The following is a 16,292-nucleotide window of genomic DNA, read 5'->3' as shown; positions in this document are numbered from 1 at the left end:
GGTCAATTCACGGGTAAAAAAGGTCAGATTCTTTCTGGTGAACACACCCTTCGATACAAATTCTTCTGGAAAAAAATACACAAAAACCACCTAAGTGCTTTTACGCACTAGGTGGTTAAATCAATTATCTATCATTTTTGCTGGATGAATAATCATCTGTTTCATCATACTTCTCATCGAAATTCAGTGCTTCATTTTCGTCTTCTACTAAGACTGGATCTTCTTCAATGGATGAAGCGACTTCTTCAAATTCTTCTTGAAATTCTTCGTAAATATCTTGGTTTTCATTCGTTTCTTCTTCTTCAATAAATATTTCTTCTCGTTCATCTAAGACTGTTTCACCAAGCTGAAACTGGTCTACTTCAGTTTGAAGTGAAAGGGCGATTTCCTGCAATTCAGTAGCTGCAAGGTTTACTTGATGGATCGCTTCTTTTTGGTGAATGCTGGATGCACTTACTTGTTCACTCGTTGCAACAGATTCTTCTGAAATCGCACTTACTTCAAATAACTTCTCAGATAGGTCCTCATTGGCTGCTTCTACGCGAGTGATAGCACCTTTAACATTTGAAATTCGCTCGTTAATTTTAGATACGTTTTGAATAATATTTGAAAAAGCATGTTCTGTTTCTTGAACAGAAACTTGCTGTTCGCTTCTGTATTGCTCAAATCGAACGGTTTCTTTTGATAAATTCTCCATTTGGGTTGTCATGGATTTTACCAGCTTTTGAATTCTAAGAGCTTCATTTTTAGAACGTTCAGCAAGTTTTCGCACTTCGCTTGCAACAACAGAGAACCCTCGGCCAGCTTCTCCTGCTCTTGCAGATTCGATTGCGGCGTTTAAGGCTAACAAATCTGTACTGCCGGCAATTTCTTGAATGGTTTCAACTATGGAATTAATTTGTTTAGATTGCTGGCTAGCGTGCTGGATTTCGGAGATCAAGCTTTGGGCAAGCTGTAAAAATTGTTCAGAATGCATATTTAATTGCTGTACGATATCTGAACCGGATTTACCTTCTCTTTCTGCCTGTTGTGCGTCTATTAAAATTTCATCGCTGATCGCTGCTGTTTCTTTGATGGATTCTGTAACACCTGTTAATAAAACCGTACATTCATGCAGGTGATCTGCTTGACTTTGTGCACCAGTTGCTACTTGAGAGATCGCCTCTGTTACCTCATCACTTTGAGCAGTCGTTTCCTCAGATACTGCTGCTAAGTTTTGAGAGGATCCTGTAAGCTTTTCAGCAGCATATTTTACTTCATTCATTGATTTTTGCATTTTTTCAGCCATTGCATTAAAGGTTTGAGCAAGTTCTGCCATTTCATCCTTAGACTTCGTTTCTACACGGTAAGAGAGGTCTCCATTACCTATTATAGAAGCTCCTTCTTTTAAAACGGAAATGGATGATTGAATGGATCTTAAAAGCCAGATGCCAATAATGCTTAGTATCGCTAAAATAAGAACACTCATGGCAATTAATATAATAGTAAGCCATAGCTTAACAGACGACTGTTCTTTCGAAAGCTTTGCACGGTCTTTTTGTAACGATTTTTCAATGATTTGTGTATATTTATCTACTCCGCCTGCGGTCTTTTCAAAGTTGCTTATGTCGTTTCCAATCTTTTCTGTCATTGTTTGAATCGTATCAGCAGAATTTGTATATTTCAGAAGCTTTGATTTAAAATCTGAAAGTTGTTCTGGTGGAAGATTCTTGTTATCCAGCATAACGTCGAAAGCTGCTGCGTTTTCTTTGAAATTCGAAACGGATTGGCTGTCATATTTAATATGTACATCTTTTTCATAGTTTTGCATCTGTAATAATTGAATCATTAATGCTGAATCGTTCATTCCTTTGACAGTTTCCGCGAACTCACCAGATGTAGTTGTCATCATTTGCTCTAATGAATCGATTTGGGTAGTGAGTGCAGTAGCGGATTCAAAAGATGTTTTATAGTTTGTAAGTTCCTGACTGAGTGTTTTAAATGATACACTTTTGGTTTGCTTTGCAAGTTTGTCGGTTTCTTCTTGCAGTGTTTTCAAACGTGTCAATACATGATCTTTTGCCTCAGGACTAGGGCTGTTCAAATATTCTTGTTCTAATTTTCTAACTTCATTAAATGAGCTTTTCACTTCATTGCTTGCATTTAATGTTTGTTGAAGTCGGTCTTTTTCGGTTTCCATTTTTGTGTTCTGCCATAAAAATAACCCAATAAATGCAAGTAATAATACCATTCCGGCTAAACTGATAAAAAGCATCAGCTGAACTTTTTTACGAATTGTCATGTTCATTTGGATTCCCCCCAGCCATTTTATCGGTCTTTATTTGAATTTTTTAAGATTTCTAAGAAAAGTATTTAAATGTTTTTTATATATACATGTGTCTTTACACCTGAAAGAAAAAAGATATAATGTTTTAGTGGGTTTTAAATCAGCTTCAATTAAAGGAGATCAAATAATGCGGGAGTTTTTAAATAGAAAGGGAGTAAGTCTTTCACCAAAGACTTATTTCATTACAGGTTTTCAGTATTTTGCTTTAGGATTGATGGCTTCATTAGTAATCGGGTTGATATTCAAAACGATAGGGGAACAGTTTTCTTTACCTTTCTTTGTAACCATGGGGCAGCTTTCCATGACTTTAATGGGGCCAGTGATCGGAACGGCTGTTGCTTATGGATTAAAAGCACCGCCTCTTGTGATTTTTTCTGCAGGAATCGCAGGTGCAGCAGGAGCCGAGCTTGGAAGTGTTGCAGGCTGTTATGTTGCAGCATTAATCGCTGTTGAATTTGGTAAACTTATTTCTGGAGAAACTAAGTTCGATATTCTGGTGACACCTGCCGTAACGATTTTATCAGGATATACGGTTGCGACTTTTATAGGTCCAGGGATCAATCAATTTATGAAAGCCTTTGGCCAGCTTGTCATGTGGTCTACAGACCAAAGACCGTTTATTATGGGAATTTTAGTTGCTGTATTATTAGGTTTTGCGTTAACCGGTCCTATTTCTTCAGCTGCCATTGCCATGATGCTCGGTCTGGAAGGAATTGCTGCAGGTGCTGCCACAATCGGCTGTGCTGCTCAAATGATTGGTTTTGCTACAATCAGTTTCCGGGAAAACGGTTTTGGCGGATGGCTGACACAGGGGATTGGTACTTCAAAGCTGCAATTTCCGAATGTCGTGAAAAATCCGTATATTTTGATACCGCCTACTGCTGCAGCAGTCATTTTAGCACCGATTGGAACGCTATACTTTCACATGCAGAACATTCCGGCTGGGGCAGGGATGGGAACAAGCGGTTTAGTGGGCCAAATTATGACACTCAGGACGATGGGCTTTACCTTTGAAACATTTCTTGCTATATTTATTTTGCATTTTGCAGGACCTATTGTCATCAGTTTAATCATTTCAGAATGGTTAAGAAAAACGGGTCGTATAAAATTTGGCGATTTAAAGCTGAATCAATAAAGGAGACTTTAATATGGAAAAAATGAAATCGGTTGAACAGTTTCATTCAACGGTAAATAACGGTGTGACTATTGCTGTTTTTTCCGCAGACTGGTGTCCTGATTGTGTTGTTATAAAGCCAATCCTTCCTGAGATTGAAGCTGAATACTCTGCTTTTCAATTTGTTTATGTCGATCGTGATGAACTTATTGAACTTTGTCAGGAACTTGATATCTTTGGAATTCCTAGCTTTGTTGCTTTTAAAGATGGAGAAGAAATCGGTCGCTATGTTAATAAAGAAAGAAAAACAAAAGAGCAGATTACTGCCTTTTTAGAAGAGTTGAATATTACAAGTAAATAGTGTAAAAAAATATGTGTTATAATAGCACAATAATGATTTATTTTTTAAAGTGAAGGGAAGATTTTGCAATGGCAAAAGTTGAAGTAAACCACAGTAAATATGAAGGCATCCGTTTTGATATTCAAGACGAAAATGTCATCTTAGTTGATATACTAGAAACAATTCCTTATGAGTATGTAGGGAAAGATACAATGGTTACGATTCCAACAACAGAATTCACTTCTGTTTGTCCATGGTCAGGTTTACCGGATTTTGCTGATATCATCATCAGCTACATTCCAAACAAAGACCTAGTTGAAATGAAATCATTGAAATATTATTTAACTTCATACAGAAATGTAGGAATCTATCAAGAGCATGCTACTAACCGTATCTTAGAGGATTTAGTAAAGCTCCTTAAACCGAAATATATTAAAGTAGTAGGGAACTGGAATGCTCGCGGAGGACTAGGAACTGAAGTAGTAACAGAATATAAAGAAGATAGCAGCAACTAGCATAAAAACCTCCATTTGGAGGTTTTTCACGTTAACTTGAGAGAGGAGGAAAATTTTTGAGTACATTAAAACTAAAGAAGGCGCTAGAAAGCAGGCTCTCGAATAGTGAACGTGAAATCACGTATCAAAGAGAGGAAGAAACATTAAGAGTGACGGATACTCTTTCCGGAAAAGGGGTAACACTTTCATTAAACGGCCTTTCGGCAAGATGGGAAAAGGAAAAAGACCAGCTTCTCGATGATCTTGTTTATCATGTGGAGGAAGGATTAAAAGCTACAAGAAAAGATTCCGGCGATGAGCTATTATCAAGAATTTTCCCAGTAATTCGTTCAGCTTCTTTTCCAACAGAGACACCTGAGGATGAACACTTGTTTATGCAGGACCATACAGCTGAAACGAGAATTTATTATGCTTTAGACCTAGGCAATACTTACAAACTTTTAACGAATAATAAATTAAAGGAGTTAAAAGTGGAGGAGTCTCAAGTAATCGACGCTGCTAAGTTCAATGTGAAGCGGCTTTCAACGTCTTATAAACAAGACCAGGTCGCAGGCAATACTTTTTTCTTTCTCAATCATAATGATGGATATGATGCGAGCAGAATTTTGAACACTAGTTTTCTTGAAGAAATGAAAAAGCAAATAACGGGTGAGATGGCTGTAGCTGTTCCACATCAAGATGTATTAATCATAGGTGATATTCAAAATAAACAAGGCTATGACATATTGGCTCAAATGGCGATGCAGTTTTTCATGAATGGAAGAGTACCGGTTACCGCTTTGCCTTTTATTTATGAGAATAAAGAGCTGGAACCGATTTTCATTTTAGCTAAAAATCGACCAGTAGAAGATGAAACGGAATAAAACAGAGCACGAGGATACTAAAAAATAAAAGCCGCTAGAAAGCTCTAGTGGTTTTTATTTCTTATTTCAATACTTATATGTGCTCCTGTGAAATATTTATACTATTGTTTCTCTTCTATTTTCGCTACAATAAAGAAACAACCAACAGAAATAGGTGAGAAGAATGAGTTGGATAAAAAAATTAATGAACACTTTTTTTGATGACGATCATGATGACGATGAAGTTTATTATGAAGAAAAAGAAGAACAACCAAAAAAACAGCCTGCCGCTAATAAAGAAATTAGCACTCCAAAAGTGAAACGTTCGGAACCGTTAAATAGAGGAGTACGAAAATTCGCCCAAAATCCAAATCAGCAGTCTGCAAAGATGCTACACAAATATCCAGAAAACGGCGCGTTTCGTTTTCCTGTAATTCCTGACGAAAAGCCGGGTAATGCCACTCACTATCGCAATACATACCAACAAGATAAAAACTATGAAAAAGAGCAATTAAGGACAGAAGAGCGGATCACGAAAAGCGAGAGCAGAAAAGCGCCTTCAACACCAGCTAATCCGATCAATAAAGAGCCGGTTAAACGTCCATCTTTCAAACCATCTCATGTACCATCACCCGTCTATGGTTTCGATAAGCAGAAGAGAACAAAGCCAACAGCAGATTCAAAAGAAGCTTCTCCAGAAGTGAAATCAAGGTTTACTCCAACCGATGTGCCATCACCCGTATATGGTTTTGGCCAAAGAAAGCCTGAGGGCATTTTATTTATTGGGAGGGATATTCCATCCTCTGCTCCTTCTATTGCCAAGGAATTATTAAAATCAGTGGATGAAATTCTTCCTAATGTGCAGGATGAAAAAGAGATCGTTAACAACCAATATGATCTTCCATTGGATGAAAGGGAAGCACCGTTTTCAGACGACACGGTATATGAGCATGAAGAGCTGCAAGAAGTACAAAGGTTTGAATCAATGGAGGAAGTTTCATCAACAAAGCAAGAAATAGAACAAGTTGAACAACCTGCGCTTGAGATGGAACAAGTGGAGAAGCCGGTCGTTCATAACGAAGAAATTTCTTTAGAAACAAAAGAAAAAAATGAAGTAGCAATCGAAGAGAAGAAAGAGGAAATGATGGTTAAACAGGAAGTTCATAACCCATCTATTTCTGAAGAAACTGTGCATACGGAAAATCAAGATGTCCGGCCTGTACCTGCTTTACAAAAACGGGATTCGGTCAAGCCTGGTGGGAATTATGTGCCATTCAATGTCTTAATGCTAAAAAAAGATAGACAAACCGTATCCACTCAGCCAAAACAAGTGCAAAAGACGGAAAGGTTCTCTCCTGTTAGAGAACAGCAGCCAGCAGTAACACCTGTGCAGAATGCTCAAAAGCATGAGAGAAATCTGTTTGTACCACTATCATTCTTAAATGAAGCTACTGTTTCACTTCAAGATGATGATATCTGGCTTAATGAACAAAAAGAAACATTGCAGTCTACACTTGATAATTTTAATGTAAACGCTAAAGTGGTCCATATGACAAAAGGTCCTGCAGTTACAAGGTTTGAAGTACAGCCTGCACCAGGTGTCAAAGTAAACAAGGTTACCAACTTAACAGATGATATAAAGCTTAGCCTTGCAGCAAGAGATATTCGTATTGAGGCTCCTATCCCTGGAAAAAATGCGATCGGGATTGAAGTGCCGAATCAGCATAGCCGTGCTGTTTATTTACGCGAAATTATTGAACACGATGTGTTTAAAGAATCAGCATCGTCATTAACGGTAGCGCTTGGATTAGACATATCAGGTGCTCCAGTTGTAACAGATCTGCAAAAAATGCCGCACGGTTTGATCGCCGGCGCAACAGGTTCAGGTAAGAGCGTTTGTATAAACTCGATTTTAGTTAGCTTGCTATATAAAGCAAAACCTGATGAAGTCCGGCTTCTTTTAGTGGATCCAAAAATGGTGGAACTTGCTCCTTACAATCACATTCCACACCTTGTCACACCGGTAATCACGGATGCCAAAGAAGCGACAGCCGCTTTGAAATGGGCAGTAGAGGAAATGGAAAGACGCTATGAAGAGTTCGCAAAAACGGGTGTCAGGGAGATTAAGCGATACAACCAAAAGATGGAACAAGAAAGACTTTATCAGAACAAAATGCCTTATATCGTTGTTGTGATCGATGAGCTTGCCGATCTGATGATGGTATCGCCTCAAGAAGTAGAAGAAGCTATTTGCCGGATTGCCCAAAAGGCAAGAGCATGCGGCATTCACTTATTGCTTGCGACACAGCGGCCATCGGTTGATGTTATCACAGGGTTAATAAAAGCAAATGTTCCTACCCGAACGGCATTCGCTGTATCATCTGCAATTGACTCTCGTACGATTTTGGATATGAGCGGTGCTGAACGGCTTTTAGGTCGCGGAGACATGCTATTCATGGAAAATGGATCAAATAAGGCAGTCCGTATTCAAGGTACCTTTGTATCAGATGAAGAAATTGAAGAAGTCACTCGCTATGTAAAAGAGGAATACCAAACGGATTATTTGTTTACGAGAGAAGAATTAATCCAGCACCAGCAAGCGACAGAAGTGGAAGATGAGCTATTTGAAGAAGCTTGCTACTATGTCATAGAAGTGGGTGCAGCATCTTCTTCTAGTCTTCAGCGCAGATTCAGAGTCGGTTACAATCGGGCGGCGCGTCTCGTTGATATGATGGAAGGATTCGGGTTAGTCTCGCCAGCGATGGGAAGTAAACCAAGACATGTCCTTCTTACACAAGAAGAATTTGAAGACCGACTATATAGTCAAGTAGATTCATAAATAGACGAAGACCTAAAGGCTGCATGGCTTTAGGTTTTTTTCTTTGGCCCTAAAATCATACGAATGCCCTAAAATCATACGAACCCTGCGAAAAACCGTGAATAATGCCGGCTCGCGAGTATATGAAAATTTCCGTGAGATTAATCAGCTTTTCCGTGAGATTATTTAAAAATCCGCGAGAATAAAAAGGATTTCCGAGAGATTATTAATGAAAAGTATATAAGCAAGCAAATAAAAGAGGTCTTTAGTCGCCAAGCTTTTCCTTTCAAGCTTTTCCTTTAATGTACAATTTGGGGTGAATCTCTCTAGATTTATAGGATTATGCTTCACACATTTACGTTATTGAATGATTTTCTTGAGTTATTAATGCTTGTCGGCTATTATAATGTGGGGCATAGTTCCTTTTCGTTTAAAAAGTCGTTAATTCGCAATGAGGGGTATATACATGAAGGAAATAGAATTAAAGCTGCAAGGAAAAATTAAGCGGCTTACCAATAAAACGTTTAAATTTGATGAACGAATCCGCGAAGGATGGTTCTCAGCGGTTTATTTTCTAAAAACATGTGAGATTGTAGAATCATATAAATCAGATAATAAAGTTACCATGCAATTTTTTCAAAAAAATGATGCGGTCCTTTGCGGAACAGATGAAGCGATCGCTCTTGTTAAAACATTTGCCAAAAATCCGGACTCTTTAGAAATCTATTCATTAAAAGATGGTGACAAAATTTCACCATTCGAAACCGTACTTACGATAACAGGTCCTTATCAAAACTTTGGTTTTCTTGAAGGAATGATTGATGGTATTCTAGCCAGAAGAACGTCAGTAGCTACGAATGTTTATAATGTAGTAAAAGCTGCAAGTAAATCCGGTATTCAGAAACCTGTTATCTTTATGGGTGACAGAGATGATCATTTTGCTCAACAAGCTGGAGATGGGTATGCATCATATATCGGCGGATCTACAGCCCAAGCTACACATGCCATGAACGAATGGTGGGGTAAGGCAGGAATGGGAACGATGCCGCATGCACTTATTCAAATTTTCAACGGGGATATTGTTGAAGCAACAAAAGCTTATCATACAAAATATCCTGAAGATGATCTTATTGCCCTTGTCGATTACAACAACGATGTTGTGACAGATGCGTTAAGAGTAGCGAGAGAGTTTGGAGAGACGCTAAAAGGGGTAAGGGTGGATACGTCCCGTACGATGGTGGATCAATACTTCTTTAGAAATCCCGATGTGTTAGGCTCTTTTGATCCGAGAGGTGCCAATTCTGAATTGATATTTGCCTTAAGGGAAGCACTAGATGCTGAAGGGTTTTCTCATGTGAAGATTGTTGTAACTGGTGGATTCAATAAAGATAGAATTGAACAATTTGAGGAACACAAGGTTCCTGTCGATATATATGGTGTAGGAAGTAATCTGCTTAAAATCAACATCGGCTTTACCGGGGATAACGTACTTATGCACGGCAATCACCAAGCAAAAGCAGGGAGGATCTATCGTCCTAATCCAAGACTCGAGCTTGTGGAATAGCAATAATAGTCAGATTCATTTTTTTAGGTGTTGTTGTACAAAATAGAAAAATAAGAATATCATATCCTTTTATCATTTACCTATCATGGTTATGAATCTTGATTTTTGCTATAATAGTCAAGTATTTGAATCAAGTCTGCTTACCGAACTTATAACCATTCACGTAATCAGGCATATATTAATACAAATAGGCCTTTTAGAAGGTTTTCTTTTTGTGGAGGTCTTAACATGACACAATACCATTTTATTGGAATTAAAGGGACAGGGATGAGCCCGCTAGCACAAATTCTTCATGACATGGGTCATGAGGTTCAAGGATCAGATATTGGTCAGTACATTTTTACTCAAGCAGCGTTAGAGGAAAGAAATATTCCTGTTTTCACTTTTGATAAGAATAATATTCAGGAAGGTCAGACCATTATTGCAGGTAATGCATTTGGTGATGATCATGAAGAAATTCAAGCTGCAAAGGAAAAGAATATTCCTATTCACAGATACCATCATTATTTAGGTGAGCTTCTTTCTAAATATACATCAATTGCTGTAACAGGTTCGCACGGAAAAACATCAACAACAGGCTTACTGGCACATGTTGTGGGTGCTGCAAAACCAACATCCTTCCTTATCGGAGATGGCACAGGCAGAGGTACAAAAGGCAATGAGTATTTTGTATTCGAAGCGTGTGAATACCGCAGACACTTTCTTTCTTACAAGCCAGATTATGCGATCATTACCAACATAGATTTTGATCACCCTGATTATTTTTCAGATTTAAAAGATGTAATCAGCGCGTTCCAACAAATGGCTATGCAAGTGAAAAAAGCTATCATTGCCTGTGGTGATGATGAAAACCTGCAAGAAATCCATGCGCAAGTTCCTGTCGTGTTTTATGGTTTGGGAGATGATAACGATTTCCAGGCTAAGAACATTGTACGCGGTGAAGAAGGTACGTCATTTGATGTATTTGTCAGAAATACATTTTACGGTTCATTCCAAATCCCAGGATTCGGTACCCATAATGTCCTGAATGCCCTTGCAGTCATTGCAATCTGCCATTATGAGACATTGCCAATGGATATTATTGTAGAGCAATTAAAGAGCTTTACGGGCGTTAAACGCCGCTTTTCTGAAAAAACAGCGGGAAGCCAGATTTTAATCGATGATTATGCACACCATCCTACTGAAATTAAAGCAACGATTGAAGCAACGAAATACAAATATAAAAACCGTGATGTTGTAGCGATTTTCCAGCCGCACACATTTACGCGTACGAAAACATTTTTAGATGAATTCGCTCAAAGCTTAAGCGAAGCAGATCATGTTTATCTTTGTGATATTTTCGGATCTGCCCGTGAGCAAGCAGGAAACTTAACGATTGATCATCTAAAAGATAAGATTCCGAACGCTCAATTAATCTCGGAAGAAAAGATGGACGTTCTAAAACAATACGACAACGGTGTTCTTCTATTTATGGGTGCAGGGGATATTCAAAAGTTCCAAAGAGCCTATGAAGAAACACTAACAGCAAAGCCTTAAGAAATTATTTGAAGCCGACTCGGAAAATGAGTCGGCTTTCTTGTTCTTATCAAACAAAAAAGCATGTCACTCATATTGTTTGTAAATAAAAAGAGAGGTAACCGAAAACTATTTTTTCGATCTTCCTCTCTTTTTTTGGCTCTATTTTTAGAGATTGTTGCTATTGGCTCGTATTGTTCAATTCATTTTTTATTTCAAGTTTTCAGGATTTAATTGTTCTAATTCAGGCAGTACGAAAACCCCGTCTTTACGAATCAATACATCATCAAAATAAATTTCTCCGCCGCCGTATTCAGGACGCTGAATCATAACCATATCCCAGTGGATATTCGAGTCATTGCCATTATAAGCTTCATCATAAGCTTGCCCTGGAGTAAAGTGGAAGCTTCCGTCGATTTTTTCATCGAATAGGATGTCTTTCATCGGGTTTTTAATGAACGGATTTACGCCAATCGCGAATTCTCCAACATAACGAGCTCCTTCGTCAGTGTCAAAAATCTTGTTGATGCGTTCTGAATCGTTTGCTGCAGCTTTAACGATTTTTCCGTTTTCAAAAGTTAACTGAACGTTTTCAAACGTAAAACCATTGTATGGAGACGGCGTGTTATAAGAAATTGTACCGTTTACCGAATCTTTTACGGGTGCTGTAAACACTTCTCCATCTGGGATGTTGTTTTGACCCGAACATTTAATAGATGGAATATCTTTAATAGAGAAAGTAAGATCTGTTCCAGGACCAGTAAGGCGGACTTTGTCTGTTTGATCCATCAAATCTTTTAATGCGTTCATGGCATTGTCCATTTTACCGTAGTCAAGATTACATACTTCAAAATAGAAATCTTCAAAAGCTTCTGTACTCATGCTTGCTGATTGTGCCATTGAAGCATTTGGATAACGAAGAACACACCATTTCGTTTTCTTAATACGAATTTTTCTGTGCATAGCGAAGATTGTTTTTTCGTAAAGTGCCATTTTATCTGAAGGTACGTCAGACATTTCGTTAATGTTGTCACCAGAACGTAGTCCGATATAAGCGTCCATTTCGCTCATTAGATCGCCTTCATGCTTAGCCATAAGCTCCATTTGCTCAGTTGAAGCTTGAGTATATTGCGCGCGCATAACCGCATGATCTTTTAACAATACAAACGGAAACCCGCCTGCTGCATAAGCTTCTTCAATAAGTGCATTTACTAATTCTTTTTGCAGGCCGAAATTTTCGATAAGAATTTTCTCACCTTTTTGCAAGTTTACAGAGTATGTAATTAAATTTTTTGCGAGTTGTTGAATTCTTGGATCTCTCATTTAAAAATGACCCCCTGGTTTATTTTATTCTTCTTTTTTATTTTAACTTAATTTAAAGAATTTGTAATCTTCTATAAAAGGATTTTCTATGAAAGTAAAGAATAATTAAGATAAATACGTTTCTTTTGATTAAAACTCGGGAAAAAGCAATAATATACTTTTAGGAGGTGTCTCGTATATGGATATTATTATTTCTGTCAGTGTAGCTCTTATTGCAGTTGCATTTGTCGTATTAGTTTACTTTTTGTCAAGAGCTCTAAAATCGTTGCAACTAACCCTCGATAACGTCGCGGTAACGCTTGATAGTCTAGAAAAACAATTAGATGGCGTGACGCGCGAGACAACCGATTTGTTACATAAAACAAATAAAATCGCCGAGGATGTTCAGAAGAAAGCTGATTCGTTAAACACTGTTTTTTCTGCTGTGCAAGATTTTGGTCAATCCGTTCAAAAGGTGAACCACTCTGTCCGCAAGGTAACTGATCAAATTACGATGGAAACCGAGCGACAGTCTAAACAAATATCACAAACGGTTCAATGGGGAAATGCAGCGTTGAATTTATGGGAGAAATGGAAGCTCAAAAAATCCAATGTTGAAGCATCAACCAAACAATATTCCAGAGGAGGAGTGTAAATGAGCAACAACAATAACAACAATAACAACAATCAGAATATTGACAGCAAAGATTTTATGATTGGTGCATTAGTTGGAGGGATGTTAGGTGCTGCAGCAGCTTTACTTCTTGCGCCTAAACCAGGAAAAGAATTACGCAGTGATTTAAACGAACAAGCTGTGTATTTGAAAGACAAAAGTACTGAAATCTCACAAATCGCTCGTGAAAAATCCTCAAATATTGTAAAAACTGTCTCTGAGCAGTCCAATCAAGTCGCTACAAAGGTAAAAGATCTAACATCTAACCTGCGTAAAGACATTGATAAATGGCGCGCGAAAGAAGAAGAAAATGCTTCTGAGCTTTATGGAGAAATTACAGACGATATTGAAGATGAAATGCAAAAAGACTATGACGATGTTAGAGAACAGGAATTAGTCGAGCAAAAATATTGATAACTAATGATGTAATATGAAAAGATAAGAAAAAGAAATTTTTCTTATCTTTTTATTTGGCTCTTTTCTAAAAGATTGTTGCTACAGAGCGATTTTAAAAGTTCTTCATTGAATAGTTAATTGGAGTGGAAGGGTGAGACTCCTGCGGGACGAGTGGGACAGGTGAGACACTTAAAAGTGAAACGTACGAATGTGGCTCACCGCCCGCCCCGCGGAAAGCGAGCCACTCCACGGAAATCAATCTCTTTCAAAAGCAACAAAGTTTACGAAAACAGCCTTTTATTTTATGGAGGTATCCTTATGTCACTTATTCAGCTTCACAACGAACAAGATTGGAATTTAGTAAAAGATCAAAAGAAACGTATTATTGTAATGAAAAATAGTACGACGTGTCCGGTAAGCCACGAAGCCTTTAAAGAGTATCAAAAGTTTGCTGAAGGTCACGAAAATGAAACCATTTATTATTTAAATGTTCAAGATTCAAGACCATTATCCAATGCATTAGCGGAACAAACGGGCATTAAGCATGAATCGCCTCAAGTATTGATCCTTGAAGGGGATGATGTAGTATGGCATGCATCTCATTGGAATATTACAAATAAGAAACTCGTTTCAGCACTTGATCAAACAAAAGCGTAGCAAATAGCTACGCTTTTTTTATGCCATAATCCCGAATTTCAATTCTAAATGATCACCTGTTGAAATCTCCGTTTGAAAACCAGCTTTCTCATTATTTTTTAAAATGATTAATGTCTCACCAGGCTGTGGATTTATAGATAGCTCAACCTTTAAAAATAGATCTTGAAAGATAAAAGGTTTATGTTCTCTTTTTTCAATGAAAAGCTCATCATCTGGATAAAGAACAGATTCTTCGTCCAGTGCAATACCTTGGCGGATGATCGTATATAAAGGACGCTGCAGGGTGATTTCTTCATTGTTAAAAATAACAGAACACGATTGGTAAAGATTCAAATCCAATCTGCTTAATAAATCATTCAGTTTTGCATGATGGCAAGTCGGTTCATTATATGTTAGCTCGTCTTGATCCTTCCAGTGCCTATTATCATGGATTGCTATTCCATTAAGATAAAGCGTATTGTTCTCATGCTGTGGGAAGGACACTTTTTTCTTATCGACAAACACTGAAAATGATGAGGCATCCGTGTTAAAAGGTATATGATTATTGTCCATAACCTCAAAAATGGTTTCAGGAAAATACGTTGAAATGTCATCTCTGTCATGAATGAGAGTGTCATTCGAAGCGAATGTTTGGTTAACAAAATAACTTGTTTCAATCATCGAGGGCTTGCCGTTAATATAAAGTGTTTTCGTTTGATGATCGTTTACGGCCTCTTTTACAGAAATACATGCATCAGCCCCATTTACCCCTGATTCATAAAAAATGACGTCACTTTCCTTGATAAAATCTGTAATGGAGCATTCTTCTCCATTTTTAAAAATTTTTGGCGGGGTTCCTACATCGCCTTTTATAAGCTTAATTTCACCATTTATGCGAACCATTAAGCCCATTCCAGGTCTGCCATAAAGTTTTCCAAGTTCTGCACCCCCGGCAACCAGTGCATCTCCGATTGTTAGTCTCTTCACCTCGAAAAGTCTAACCGTTTTCTCATTAACAGAAACAGTAACGTATTTCACGGGATTTTCTCTTGCCGCAATTCCGATCCCAACTGGTGTAACGAGTTCTGGACCAGTGTGGTCGAGAGAAGGAATTAACGATGTGATGGCATTTATACCGCGAATGGCTACACGTTCAATTGGGATGTTGAGTTTTTGTGCTATCTTTTCTTTTAAGCCAGGTGTTAAACTGCCGCCTCCAACTAACATTACTGCTTGAGGAGGTTTAGCATTGAGATATAATATCTCTTCAGTGATTTTATCTGCAAGACCGTCAATAGCCGTGTTTATACTAGAGGTTACTTCACTGGCCGCTTTTTTAGAAGAAATTCCGAGTATATCTGTAAACTCTACATCGTCATTGTCAGTAAGAGACCTTTTCACATTTTCAGCAATAGGAAAATCGAGAAGGTATTCTGAACTGATTGCCTCTGTAATTTCATCTCCAGCTACAGGGACCATTCCATAAGCGACAACTGTACCATCAGCGGTTAATGCAATATCAGATGTACCTGCACCAATATCAACGAGTGCAACATTTAATTTTCGCATCGATGGTGGAATAAGCACGTTTATAGCGGCAATAGGTTCGAGTGTTAAAGCTTCCATTTCTAGATCTGCTTCCCGCAGAGCTTTAATGAGAGACTCAACAACTACTCTTGGCAAGAAAGTAGCGATCACTTCAACAGATGCCGTATTTCCTTGCTGGCCAATAAAGCTTCCAATCTCTTGATTATCTAAGTAATAGTGCAGAACGGAATAACCCACACAATCATAGAGTTGATTATTTGTTTCGTCCAAAAGGCTTGCAAGCTGAAATTGAGCATGCTGAACAGCAGAAAGTTCTAGGTGTGTAATTTCTTCGGCGCGAGTGATAGGGGTTTCAGAAATCTCTTTATCAGTCCGGCCTTTTACTGTTTTTAATGCACGTCCTGCTGCAGCAACACTAACCTTTTTGAGAGGACCTGTGTGCTGTTCAAGCTCATCTTTGATTTCTTTTATGACTTTTGCTACGGCAGGAATATGATGGATTTGTCCGTCCAGCATGGAACGCTCTTCATGTTCCTTTATTTTCATATGTAAAATCTCATATTTTCCGTCTGCATGCTGTTTTAATATCATACCGACTACAGAACGAGTGCCGATATCCAGTGCGAAGAGAATATTTTTGTCCACGAAGGCACCTCTTTTTGATACGATAGATGTAGTGTTATCTTTTTACAAAGGGCTGCAT

General features: G+C 38.1%; 13 protein-coding genes. 10 read left to right on the top strand and 3 right to left on the bottom strand.

Annotated features, from left to right (window positions below; genetic code table 11):
- Positions 1–124 precede the first annotated feature (124 nt).
- Positions 125–2,287 (bottom strand): HAMP domain-containing methyl-accepting chemotaxis protein, encoded by a 2,163-nt coding sequence (locus J2X07_RS13830; RefSeq protein WP_310259729.1) that lies wholly within the window; start codon positions 2,285–2,287, stop codon positions 125–127.
- Between the two features lie 166 nt (positions 2,288–2,453).
- Between J2X07_RS13830 and J2X07_RS13825 the strand changes: the two genes are divergently transcribed.
- The 7 genes from J2X07_RS13825 to murC all read left to right on the top strand — a co-directional run bounded on the left by J2X07_RS13825 (position 2,454) and on the right by murC (position 11,055).
- Positions 2,454–3,461: a PTS transporter subunit IIC gene (locus J2X07_RS13825; protein WP_310259726.1), complete on the top strand. Its 1,008-nt coding sequence runs from the start codon at positions 2,454–2,456 to the stop codon at positions 3,459–3,461.
- Positions 3,462–3,474: 13 nt separating this feature from the next.
- The gene (locus J2X07_RS13820) at positions 3,475–3,801 is read left to right on the top strand and encodes a thioredoxin family protein (RefSeq protein ID WP_310259723.1); all 327 of its coding nucleotides are present in this window, start codon (positions 3,475–3,477) and stop codon (positions 3,799–3,801) included.
- Positions 3,802–3,869: 68 nt separating this feature from the next.
- On the top strand, positions 3,870–4,295 hold the full coding sequence (gene queF / locus J2X07_RS13815) for a preQ(1) synthase (RefSeq protein WP_310259720.1): 426 nt from the start codon (positions 3,870–3,872) through the stop codon (positions 4,293–4,295).
- A 56-nt stretch (positions 4,296–4,351) separates the two neighbouring features.
- Positions 4,352–5,158, top strand: a complete 807-nt coding sequence (locus tag J2X07_RS13810; RefSeq protein ID WP_310259718.1) for a DUF1444 family protein — start codon at positions 4,352–4,354, stop codon at positions 5,156–5,158.
- A gap of 163 nt (positions 5,159–5,321) precedes the next feature.
- Positions 5,322–7,976 carry a DNA translocase FtsK gene (locus J2X07_RS13805; RefSeq protein WP_310259715.1) on the top strand — a complete coding sequence of 885 codons (2,655 nt, stop codon included), beginning with the start codon at positions 5,322–5,324 and terminating at the stop codon, positions 7,974–7,976.
- Positions 7,977–8,421: 445 nt separating this feature from the next.
- Positions 8,422–9,519: a nicotinate phosphoribosyltransferase gene (locus J2X07_RS13800; RefSeq protein WP_310259713.1), complete on the top strand. Its 1,098-nt coding sequence runs from the start codon at positions 8,422–8,424 to the stop codon at positions 9,517–9,519.
- Between the two features lie 228 nt (positions 9,520–9,747).
- Positions 9,748–11,055, top strand: coding sequence for a UDP-N-acetylmuramate--L-alanine ligase (murC, locus tag J2X07_RS13795; RefSeq protein ID WP_310259711.1), 1,308 nt, complete (start codon positions 9,748–9,750; stop codon positions 11,053–11,055).
- Between the two features lie 189 nt (positions 11,056–11,244).
- Here the strand turns inward: murC and J2X07_RS13790 are convergent, their stop codons facing one another.
- On the bottom strand, positions 11,245–12,357 hold the full coding sequence (locus J2X07_RS13790; protein WP_310259708.1) for an aminopeptidase: 1,113 nt from the start codon (positions 12,355–12,357) through the stop codon (positions 11,245–11,247).
- Between the two features lie 178 nt (positions 12,358–12,535).
- Here J2X07_RS13790 and J2X07_RS13785 point away from each other — a divergent pair, with 178 nt between their 5' ends.
- From J2X07_RS13785 to ytxJ, 3 genes are all read left to right on the top strand, one after another.
- Complete coding sequence (locus J2X07_RS13785) at positions 12,536–12,991, top strand: DUF948 domain-containing protein (protein ID WP_310259704.1); 456 nt, start codon at positions 12,536–12,538, stop codon at positions 12,989–12,991.
- Positions 12,992–13,423 carry a YtxH domain-containing protein gene (locus J2X07_RS13780; RefSeq protein WP_310259702.1) on the top strand — a complete coding sequence of 144 codons (432 nt, stop codon included), beginning with the start codon at positions 12,992–12,994 and terminating at the stop codon, positions 13,421–13,423.
- Between the two features lie 300 nt (positions 13,424–13,723).
- On the top strand, positions 13,724–14,062 hold the full coding sequence (gene ytxJ / locus J2X07_RS13775; RefSeq protein WP_310259698.1) for a bacillithiol system redox-active protein YtxJ: 339 nt from the start codon (positions 13,724–13,726) through the stop codon (positions 14,060–14,062).
- Positions 14,063–14,080: 18 nt separating this feature from the next.
- Here the strand turns inward: ytxJ and J2X07_RS13770 are convergent, their stop codons facing one another.
- Positions 14,081–16,234, bottom strand: a complete 2,154-nt coding sequence (locus tag J2X07_RS13770; protein ID WP_310259695.1) for a cell division protein FtsA — start codon at positions 16,232–16,234, stop codon at positions 14,081–14,083.
- Positions 16,235–16,292 lie beyond the last annotated feature (58 nt).

It is taken from the genome of Fictibacillus barbaricus, from assembly GCF_031457135.1.
GTDB classification, from domain to species: domain Bacteria; phylum Bacillota; class Bacilli; order Bacillales; family Fictibacillaceae; genus Fictibacillus; species Fictibacillus barbaricus_A.
Note: the sequence above shows the minus strand (reverse complement) of the source record. Positions and strands in the feature narration are given on the sequence as shown.